The organism is Bacillus crepusculi (genome assembly GCF_014764715.1).
Lineage (GTDB): Bacteria > Bacillota > Bacilli > Bacillales > Bacillaceae > Bacillus.
The window spans coordinates 162,600-171,852 of record NZ_JACXXE010000008.1; the positions used below are offsets into that span (position 1 = coordinate 162,600).

The window sequence follows — 9,253 nt, forward strand, 5'->3', positions numbered from 1 at the left end:
AAAAGGGTGTCAATCATGAAACGAGCTTTACTTTCGGCCGGCATTCTATTTTTGATTCTAGGAATACTTCTGTTAATCGTCGTATTCATGCAATCAAAAGAGGATTTCTTCATTGAAGCCGACAGCTTTTCGAGCACATTTTTGATCGTGATTTATTATGGACAAACCCCTGCGCTCCTTCTGATTGGAGGCGGATTATTCGTCGGACTTTCACAGATCATTGATTTGCAGGAGAAAAAAGCGGCAGTGGCAAAGGAGAGCGTAAAGCTACTATCCGAAATGAAGAAAACCCTGGAAGACAAATCGGCCGAGGAGCCTGAGGCTTTCCCAGTTCCTGAGCTCCATCAACTATCCGAACGTCCGATCACAGGACAGAAGGACTAAATTTACGCATGTTCTAGCAGCTTTCAAATGAAAGCTGTTTTTTTATTGAATCAGCTTATGTCGATGTGCATATACAGCTGCTTGCGTTCGATCTTCTACATCAAGTTTTGACAGAATGTTGGTAATATGGGTTTTCACTGTTTTAATTGTAATAAATAATTCCTCAGCAATCACTTTATTCGATTTCCCATCCGCAATCAGCTTCAATATTTCCATTTCTCTCGCGGTTAATGAATCGTGCAGGATTGACCCATTTGATGAATGACGAAGTTTATTCATCACCTTTCCAGCGACCTTTGATTCAAGCCTTGGTTCGCCGATACTCGCAGACCTAATGGCATCAGCAATTTCTCCTGCCTTGGATGTCTTTAATAAGTAGCTCAAAGCACCTGCTTCAATCACTGGATATACTTTATCATCATCAATAAAGCTCGTCAGGACGATGATTTTGGCATCTTCGATTTCCTGACAAATTCTTTTCGTTGCTTCGATGCCATCCATGCCTTCCATCACAAGATCCATTAAAATCACATCTGGTCTTAATTCAATTGCTAGCTCTACACCTTTTTGTCCATCTGACGCTTCACCAATGACTTCAATATCAGCCTGTGCCTCTAAAAAGGCAGCAAGCCCCATTCTCACCATTTCATGATCGTCGATTAAAAGCACTCGAATCATCGAACGTTCTCTCCTTTTCCTTCATCAAAAATCGGAACCTTTACATCAATTTGTGTTCCTTTTCCCTCAAATGACATAATCTCTGCAACACCGCCCACTTCACTTGTTCTTTCTCGAATTGATTCAAGTCCGTAGGAGGCCGTCTTCACATGATCCGTTTGAAAACCGATACCATTGTCGATGATCTTCAGCTGCACCTGCCGATTTCTAATCAGGAGACGCACGGTCACCTTTGTCGCCTTCGCATGTCTAAACACATTTGAAAGGGCTTCTTGCACAATTCGGAATAGGTGGTCCTCTACCCCTTTAGAAAGCGGGACATCATCTTCTATCTCCCAGTCAATATCAATCGGCTGCTTTGCCTGGAATTCATTGAGCAGCTCGATTAAGCCTTTTTTCAAGTCTTTTCCTTCAAGCGTAATCGGTCTTAGATGAAGCAAAAGGGCACGCATCTCATTTTGTGCATCGCCAGCCATTCGTTCGACAAGACGCATTTGCTTTAAAATCTTTTCATCCTTTTCCTTGATTCTTTCAAGAATGGCAGAGGTCATCATCGAAATCGCAAATAACTGCTGGCTGACCGCATCATGCAGCTCACGTGCTAGACGCTGGCGCTCTTCTGAGACGACTGATTTCTTCATTTGAACCTGCCATTCCGCCCGCTCATTTGAGAGCTTTTGTAAGGAGGCTACTTGCCCTTCGATCCGTTTCGCCATTTCATTTAATTGATCGGCCGCTAAACCAATTTCATCATCACCAAGAGACGGCAGTCTGTACGCAAAGTTCCCATTTTCAAACTTCAAGATTGACTCTACAAGCTGATCGAGACGTTTCTTATGCTGATAGCCAAACACATGCCCAGCAGAAACCCCAATGACAAGACTGATGATGAGTAAAATACAAAAAAACGGAATGCCGAACCAGCGTGTAGAGAGCAGGATCATTGGATCAAGCTGATAATAAAAAAACATCGGTAGTGTCGTCATGATGACAGCACCGAGCGAGACCCCTACTGCGAGACGAACCGATTGCCACTGGATGCCTAAATGCAGTTTCCTCATAAGTACCTCACATCCACATCTCCGATCAGTAGAGAGATGGAGATTTTCACTTTTCGCTTGCTCTCATCGTAATCATTGGTCATCACGTACACTTTACTGCCGAATCCGCTTCTTTTTTCATCAATGATTTTCATATCACCAATCGCGGCGGAAGCACTCACACACACTTCAATATCCTGCGGCACGTAAATATCTACATCTCCAATGAGTCCACTAATCACAATGGTGCTTTCTTCTTCTGCGATGATGGCCTTTGATAAGTCAATTTTGACATCACCAATAAATCCTGAAATCGTCAAATCACTTAATTGAAACGGTTTTTTCATCAGCCTGACTTCACCGATAAAAAAGTCATGCTCTTTGTGCGGCTTTGTCTGGCTCTTTGTTTTCTTTTGGTCGCCCTCTTTTTCAAGATTGACCTTAAGCGAAGGCTTTTCCTCGTCTGAAGATTCCTTTTTATCGACATCAAAAACAGGTTTATTCTTCAATAAGCGATAACCAGCATAGATCAAAAAGGCCGCAAATAAATATCCTGTTAAACTAAAAGTGATATTGAGCAGAAATTTTAAAAAGAGAAAGCCGGCAAAAATGTAGGAAACTGAACCGAGCCAACGTTTGGATCGTGAGTGCAGCCAATAGCCTGCTAGCGCAAAAAACACAGGCCAAAAAAGGTCTGCTCCGATCCCAATAATTTTGAGAAATAGATTAATACCAAAAATCACAACGATGATGCCTAAAATTTGATTTCTTGAAAAACGCAGTTGACTCGCCTCCTTCCTTTCTTACGTTCATTACCGCAGTTTTAGGTTTCCACTTGTCATTTCAATATCGACTAAGTGTGTTCCTTTTCCTCTCGTGCCCGTAAAGCCTCGGCCTTCATTATCGACCTGATCAAAGTTGTAAGTATGATCAACACTTCCAGTCGTCTTCCTTGTTTGTACCTTGAAGTCCCCTTTATCTGGTAAGTTAAACTTCGCACTGCCTGATGTCATTTGAAAGGAGACAGGTGCATCAATTGTATCAAAGCTGGCAGTCAATCTACCGCTTGTCATGCCCAATTGTAGCCGCCCTTTTACATTTTGAATATCAGCACGACCCGATGTTGTACTGATGTCACTATCCTCAGCATCGATATGAGATACTGCCAATCTGCCGGATGTAGTATTGATTTCAACACGCTTTGCTGAGAAATTCTCAGCTGTCAAGCGTCCACTCGTTGACTTGAGCGTCACATCTTGAAGAGACAGCTTCCCTTCGCCATTTACCTCACTCACACCACTTCCACCCGTAATTTTCACATTTTTATGATAATCTGTTGGAACCTTCACTAAAAGTTCTCCTTTTTCAAATGGAGAAAAAAACAAGAAACCTTTATTTTCTGCACGGACTTTGAATGTACCATCTGCTTGCTCCGCATACATCTTCCCTTTTCCACTGACGACAGTCACGGAAATATCGGAACGATTTTCAGGTTTTACCTTCACGCGAAACCCAGAAAGAGAGATATCTAAATGATCAATCTCATCTTTTTTCGCCGAAGCTGTTGACACCGCTTTTTCACGAGAGAAACTCAAATGAAAGAGATCTCCATTTTTGAAAAGCATCCCAATCATTAAAAGAACGCCTACAAGTATACAAATTAGACCGATTAACCGCTTCATTCATATCATCCCTTTATCTTTTGACCTTTTTATTATAAGGAAAAGCGAAACAGAAAGAAATCAAATATCGGAAGAAAAAACCTGCTTTTCTCCCGACTTGACACATATTCCTTATTTTGCTTGCTGCTCCTCAGGTTTCTTCTCGAGCTTGAGCTTCTGCCATTCCTTTTCAACTTCGTCGGCATAATCTAGATGGGCATAGGCTCCTTGTTCTGTAAATTGTGCATAGCTGCCTGCTATTGTCTCCATTTCTTCTATACGATTCTCCATTCGAAGAAATTCCTTATACGCACTTTCACTATCTACTTTATTGATAGATTCGTTCATATGCTGCTTTGCCTGTGCGGCATTTGCTCTAGCAATCAGTGCTTGCTTTTTGTCTTTAATATCACGTAGCTTCGTTTCTAAATGCTGCAATTGCTCTTTCAGCTCTGTCAATTGTTTCACAGATTGCTGGTAAGCATCCTGATATTCCTTATGTTTTTCTTCAAAATACTTCATTTCAGTAAGTGCTTTTCGCGCAAGCTCTTCTTCTCCCGCATGAAATGCTAGCTCCGCCTGCTTCTTTCGCTTATCAGCAAATGCTTCCGTCTCTTCTGCCTTGTGTAGGAAGCCTTGCTGAATCGTTTGCTGTTTGATGATGGCATGTTTCGCTTTCGCAACATCATCCTCCATATCACGAACGTATTGATTCAACATAACACGTGGATTCTCCATTTTATCTAAGCCTTCATTGACAGTTGCGACAAACATATCTCTTACTCTTCTTAATACCATTTCATATTCCTCCCTTTATTTTTTCTTTAAAAAGTCTTCCCATTCTTGATCAAATGTCGTGTGCATGGGTTCTTTCATGTTCGGTGCCGCACCCGGCTCCATATATGATGTTCTGCCTGATGATTCCTTTGCTGATTCACCATTGATCATCTTCCAGCCAAAGTAGAGAAGTGCTCCAGCAAATGCAATTCCGAGTAAAAATGGCAGAGATTGCACGACGAGTAGTACACCAATGACTGCTAAAATAACACCTAAAGTTTTACTGCCTTTCTCATATTTCTTTACACCGAGATAGATGAGCCACGCCCCTATCACAGTCGGGATCAGCCCTCCTAGTGAACCACCGAAGAAGATGGATAAACCGACAAACATCAGAATCGAACCGATGATGGTTTTACTTGTTATTTTCATCTTCATGCCTCCTTTCTTGCTCCTTGCTTTAACTATAGTCAAAAAAGAAGACCGGCAAAACGTGTCGTAGATTGATCTTTGATTGCGACCAGAGTCGTAACTTTGCTCAGACTAAGCGTTAGCACCCAACAAAAAAGCACTCCTCTCATTCGAAGAGTGCTTTCCCTTATTTAGACCGAAACACATGCGCACTTCGTTCATATTCAACATCTGCTTCACCGAGCCGATGATTCACAATACGGGCGGCAGCAAATAAATAGTCAGAGAGACGGTTCACATATGTGAGCGTCACTGCTGGAATCTCCTCCTGCTTTGCAAGTGTCACAATATGCCGCTCGGCTCTTCTGACGACTGTCCGTGCCACATGTAAGAAAGCAGCGCCTTCCTGGCCGCCAGGTAAAATAAATTTAGTCAGCGGTGCGGCTTCTTCTACATACACGTCCATTCGCTTTTCAAGGATTGTGACAGATTCTTCTGTTAACTTGCCTTCTTTCGGTGGTTTCACCGTTGCCAAATCACCGCCGCAGTCAAACAGTTCATGCTGAATGACCATCAGCTCAGACAGAATATCTTGAAACAATTCGCCATGCTGCCGTAAGTTTGCATGCGCAAGTCCAATAAAGCTATTTGCCTCATCTAACGTACCGTAAGCTTCTACTCTGATGTCATCTTTATCAGCTCGCCCGCCAATTAAGCCTGTTTGGCCTTGATCCCCGGTTTTTGTATAAAGTTTCACCTGTTTTCACCCCTGTTTTTCGCTTTGTCCTTTTAGTATACCCTGAAGTCAATAGGATGTATTTGTTTTACTAACAGACTGTCATTTTAATGTTCTATTGATTCGCATCATAAACAAAAAAGCGAACCCATTGGTTCACTTTTGAATGGCATTCAATGTATGAAGAAGACGATGCACCTTCTCTCCTAATCTTTCATGTAAAAGGTCATCATCTTCAGTTTCTTGCATGTTGGCACAAGCGATACAAAGATGATGAATGGAGATGCTTGTCTCTTGTTTCATGATGTGCACAAGCTGTCCCATGAGCTGAACAAACGCTCCGTCTGATAAAGACCTTTTTAGCACAAGCCAAATGGTCAGCTCTTTTTGATGACGCATGCCGTAAAGAATCAGATCGTCTTCATTGTCTTCTGCGGCGTATTGCTTTAATCCATTCGCTTGGTCGAAAAATAACATATCTTCAGATGGTTCTAGCTGTTCACGAAGCATCTCAGTTCCCGTTCCAAGCGAGCTTTTCCAAAAGAAACCACCGCTTTTCTTATGTGAAGACAGAATGCGAAGCGGCTGTTTGATGGAAAACGTCATCCCATTTGAGCCATGCGTTCTCCATCCATCCGCTAAATTTACACTTCGTGCTTTAGAATTTGCCGCAGGCTCAATCATCAGCTGAGGATTGGCTCTTAGTGGATGCTGAAGCGGTGTCACATTCGTTTCATACACACGGTTGATCCGTTCGGTCGTCAAGACGCGATGTGGTTGTCCTAACATTTCAGCCCTTCCTTCATGAAGCAGCAGCAGCCGATCACAATACAGACTGGCGATATTTACATCATGAAACACACCGATAACCGTTAAGTTAGAGGAAGCGGTCTCTTGTTTAATCAAATCGAGTAACTCTTTTTGATAGGCTAAATCAAGAAAGCTTGTTGGTTCATCCAGCAATAAATAGTCAGGGCGCTGAGCCAGCGCTTGAGCTAAGTAAACCCGTTGCTGTTCGCCCCCGCTTAACTCATGGATGGATTGATCCTTAAATTGAGCAATATCTGTTTGATCCATCACCTTGCTGACAATCTCTATATCTTCTTTCGTAACAGATTGTAGCCACCCTTTCTGATAAGGATAACGCCCAAACTGAACAGTTTCTTCCACTGTAAATGAGAAGGCCTGATCGGTCTTCTGGGGAAGAACCGCCAGTTTTTGCGCAAGTGCCTTTGGCTGGTAGGATTGAACTGGATGGCCGCTCAGTTTTACTTGGCCGCTCTCAGGTGCTAATATACCTGCGATCATTTTAAGCAGCGTCGTCTTACCGCTCCCATTCGGACCAAGGATGCCGAGGAATTCTCCTCGCTCCACTTCAAAACTCACGCCGTGAATGACCTCTTTTTCACCATATCCCCCTCTAACTTCCTTCACTTGAATCATAGATGCGTCCCTCCTCTATATCTGCGGATGAGGATGATGCCAAAGACAGGTGCACCAATTAACGCCGTAATGATGCCAATAGGCAATTCAGTCGGTTCAATGATCGTACGGGAGAGCACATCTGCTAAAACGAGAAAGGAAGCGCCGTTTAGCATAGACAAAGGCAGCAGATGCCGGTGATCCGTGATGGCTAAAAGACGGATAAAATGCGGGATCACAAGTCCTACAAATCCGATCGTTCCTGATACAGCCACTGCACTGCCAGTCAGAATAGAACCTGCAAGCAGCACCACATATTTGCTCCGTTTCACATGAACCCCTAACAGCTTTGCCTTTTCTTCGCCATATGTCATCACATTTAAATCTCTTCCCATCAGGATCAGTGCAAATGTACCAATGAGGAAAAAAGGAAGGAAAAGAGCAATATATCGCCAGCCTCTCATAGACACACTGCCTAGAAGCCAATGAATAATCTCTTTTAAATCATCACCTGTTAACGCAATCATTAATGAAATGAGCGCTCCTAAAAAAGAGCTGAAGATGACCCCCGTCAAAATTAAAGAAGAAATGCTCATTCCTCTGTGAACCAGACGGGCAAAAAAGAGGACGAGACATAGTGTGACAAGCGCTGTTGTCATACTCAAAAAAGGCAGTGTAAAACTGCCAAGCAAAGGAAACTGCAAGCTGAAAAATAATGTTGCTACAGCCCCCACAGATGCCCCTTGAGATACCCCAAGTGTATAAGGATCAGCGAGGGGATTTTTTAATAAACCTTGAAAGGCTGCACCAGATAACGCCAGAGCTGCTCCGACTAACGCCGCTAATATCACTCTCGGCAGCCGGATATTCATCATAATATTGCGGTCAATTGTATCAATGGTTCCGGCCTGGATTCCAAATACTTCATGAACAAAGATCCGAAGGATAGAAGGAATGGGAATCCCTAAACTACCAAATGAGATCCCCATTCCAATACTCACCACAAGAAGTAAAGCACTTAATGTATATGCGATGATGATTTTATTTGAACGTGTCAGGATAGATGCTTTTCGCAAGAGCCTCCACTCCTTCAACCAATCGCGGTCCCGGTCGTGATGCCAGATCCGTATTCAATTGAAAGACTTGTTTTTCTTTGACTGCTTTGATCGCTTTCCAGCCGTCTCTTTTTTTCAGATCAGCTAAGCTGGCGCCATCAATCGTAACGATGGCATCAGGATTTCGTTTAATCATTGATTCTTCCGTCATTTGCACCCAGCCCGTTTGATCGCCAGCGGCATTTTTTGCATGAATGACAGACAGCATTTCGTCCATAAACGTTTGTTTACCTGTTGTATAAATTTCAGGCGCACCTGATACTTCGACAAAAACTGTTTTTTGTTTGTCTTTGGAGATGGCTTCTGCTTGTTTTTTGATGTCATTCAGTTTTGATTTCATCTCGTCTACAAGCTTCGTTGATGCTTCTTTTACGCCGGCTGCTTCACCAATCATATTGATAGACTTATACACATCTTTGAAGGAGGCTGCATCATTGACAGTCAGCACTTGAATCCCTGCATCTTCAAGCTGTTTAAATCCATCTTTTGAGCTCATTTGTGATGCATGTGCTAAGACAAGATCAGGCTTTAAGGAAATAACCTTCTCGACATTGAAGTCAAGACCGCCAATCTTCTCTACCTTTTCTACTTCCTTTGGATAGTTGTCAAAGTCTGATCTTCCAACGATTTTATCTCCAAGGCCAAGAGCATAGGCAACCTCTGTATTACTTGGAATTAACGAAACAATTCGTTTAGGCTGTTCTTTGATTTCAACTGTTTTACCAGCTGCATCTTTGATTGATACAGGAAATGCCGCAGCCACTGTCTCTTTAGGCTTTGAACTGTTTGTTTTTTGGTCCGTTTCCGTACCTGCACACCCTGCTAAAACACCGATCACAAGTAACAATGATAGCCAAATACCCGTTAACTTCTTCATCAATAAACCCCCTGCTTTATGTACTGCTTGATGTCATCTCTTTCGTCAATTCTTTTCTAATTTCGGGAATATTATACTACAGTGCAGATAGGTTGTATATGTGATTCCCAATATGTCTTTTCTGCCCTTATAAAAGAAAAACAGCCTTTGAC

At 42.6% G+C, this 9,253-nt stretch carries 11 protein-coding genes; 1 reads left to right on the plus strand and 10 read right to left on the minus strand.

The features are described from left to right. Positions 1 to 15: 15 nt before the first annotated feature. Positions 16 to 384, plus strand: a complete 369-nt coding sequence (locus IEE86_RS14760) for a hypothetical protein (RefSeq protein WP_191097883.1) — start codon at positions 16 to 18, stop codon at positions 382 to 384. A gap of 42 nt (positions 385 to 426) precedes the next feature. Here IEE86_RS14760 and liaR read toward each other — a convergent pair whose 3' ends face one another. From liaR to IEE86_RS14810, 10 genes are all read right to left on the minus strand, one after another. Next, positions 427 to 1,062: a two-component system response regulator LiaR gene (liaR, locus tag IEE86_RS14765; protein ID WP_073979036.1), complete on the minus strand. Its 636-nt coding sequence runs from the start codon at positions 1,060 to 1,062 to the stop codon at positions 427 to 429. Continuing rightward, the gene (gene liaS / locus IEE86_RS14770; RefSeq protein WP_191097884.1) at positions 1,059 to 2,123 is read right to left on the minus strand and encodes a two-component system sensor histidine kinase LiaS; all 1,065 of its coding nucleotides are present in this window, start codon (positions 2,121 to 2,123) and stop codon (positions 1,059 to 1,061) included. The genes liaR and liaS overlap by 4 nt, the downstream gene beginning before the upstream one ends. Next, positions 2,120 to 2,884 (minus strand): cell wall-active antibiotics response protein LiaF, encoded by a 765-nt coding sequence (gene liaF, locus IEE86_RS14775; RefSeq protein WP_224741027.1) that lies wholly within the window; start codon positions 2,882 to 2,884, stop codon positions 2,120 to 2,122. Before liaF ends, liaS begins: the two co-directional genes overlap by 4 nt. Positions 2,885 to 2,914: 30 nt before the next feature. After that, the gene (gene liaG / locus IEE86_RS14780) at positions 2,915 to 3,784 is read right to left on the minus strand and encodes a LiaG family protein (protein WP_191097886.1); all 870 of its coding nucleotides are present in this window, start codon (positions 3,782 to 3,784) and stop codon (positions 2,915 to 2,917) included. Between the two features lie 111 nt (positions 3,785 to 3,895). Next, complete coding sequence (gene liaH / locus IEE86_RS14785) at positions 3,896 to 4,561, minus strand: stress responsive protein LiaH (RefSeq protein ID WP_191097887.1); 666 nt, start codon at positions 4,559 to 4,561, stop codon at positions 3,896 to 3,898. 15 nt (positions 4,562 to 4,576) lie between these two features. Further along, positions 4,577 to 4,972: a hypothetical protein gene (locus IEE86_RS14790; RefSeq protein ID WP_191097888.1), complete on the minus strand. Its 396-nt coding sequence runs from the start codon at positions 4,970 to 4,972 to the stop codon at positions 4,577 to 4,579. 166 nt (positions 4,973 to 5,138) lie between these two features. Further along, positions 5,139 to 5,708 (minus strand): cob(I)yrinic acid a,c-diamide adenosyltransferase, encoded by a 570-nt coding sequence (locus IEE86_RS14795; protein ID WP_191097889.1) that lies wholly within the window; start codon positions 5,706 to 5,708, stop codon positions 5,139 to 5,141. A gap of 135 nt (positions 5,709 to 5,843) precedes the next feature. Continuing rightward, complete coding sequence (locus tag IEE86_RS14800; RefSeq protein WP_191097890.1) at positions 5,844 to 7,130, minus strand: heme ABC transporter ATP-binding protein; 1,287 nt, start codon at positions 7,128 to 7,130, stop codon at positions 5,844 to 5,846. Then, positions 7,127 to 8,185: a FecCD family ABC transporter permease gene (locus tag IEE86_RS14805; protein ID WP_191097891.1), complete on the minus strand. Its 1,059-nt coding sequence runs from the start codon at positions 8,183 to 8,185 to the stop codon at positions 7,127 to 7,129. The genes IEE86_RS14800 and IEE86_RS14805 overlap by 4 nt, the downstream gene beginning before the upstream one ends. Further along, positions 8,151 to 9,101 (minus strand): ABC transporter substrate-binding protein, encoded by a 951-nt coding sequence (locus IEE86_RS14810; protein WP_191097892.1) that lies wholly within the window; start codon positions 9,099 to 9,101, stop codon positions 8,151 to 8,153. The genes IEE86_RS14805 and IEE86_RS14810 overlap by 35 nt, the downstream gene beginning before the upstream one ends. Positions 9,102 to 9,253 lie beyond the last annotated feature (152 nt).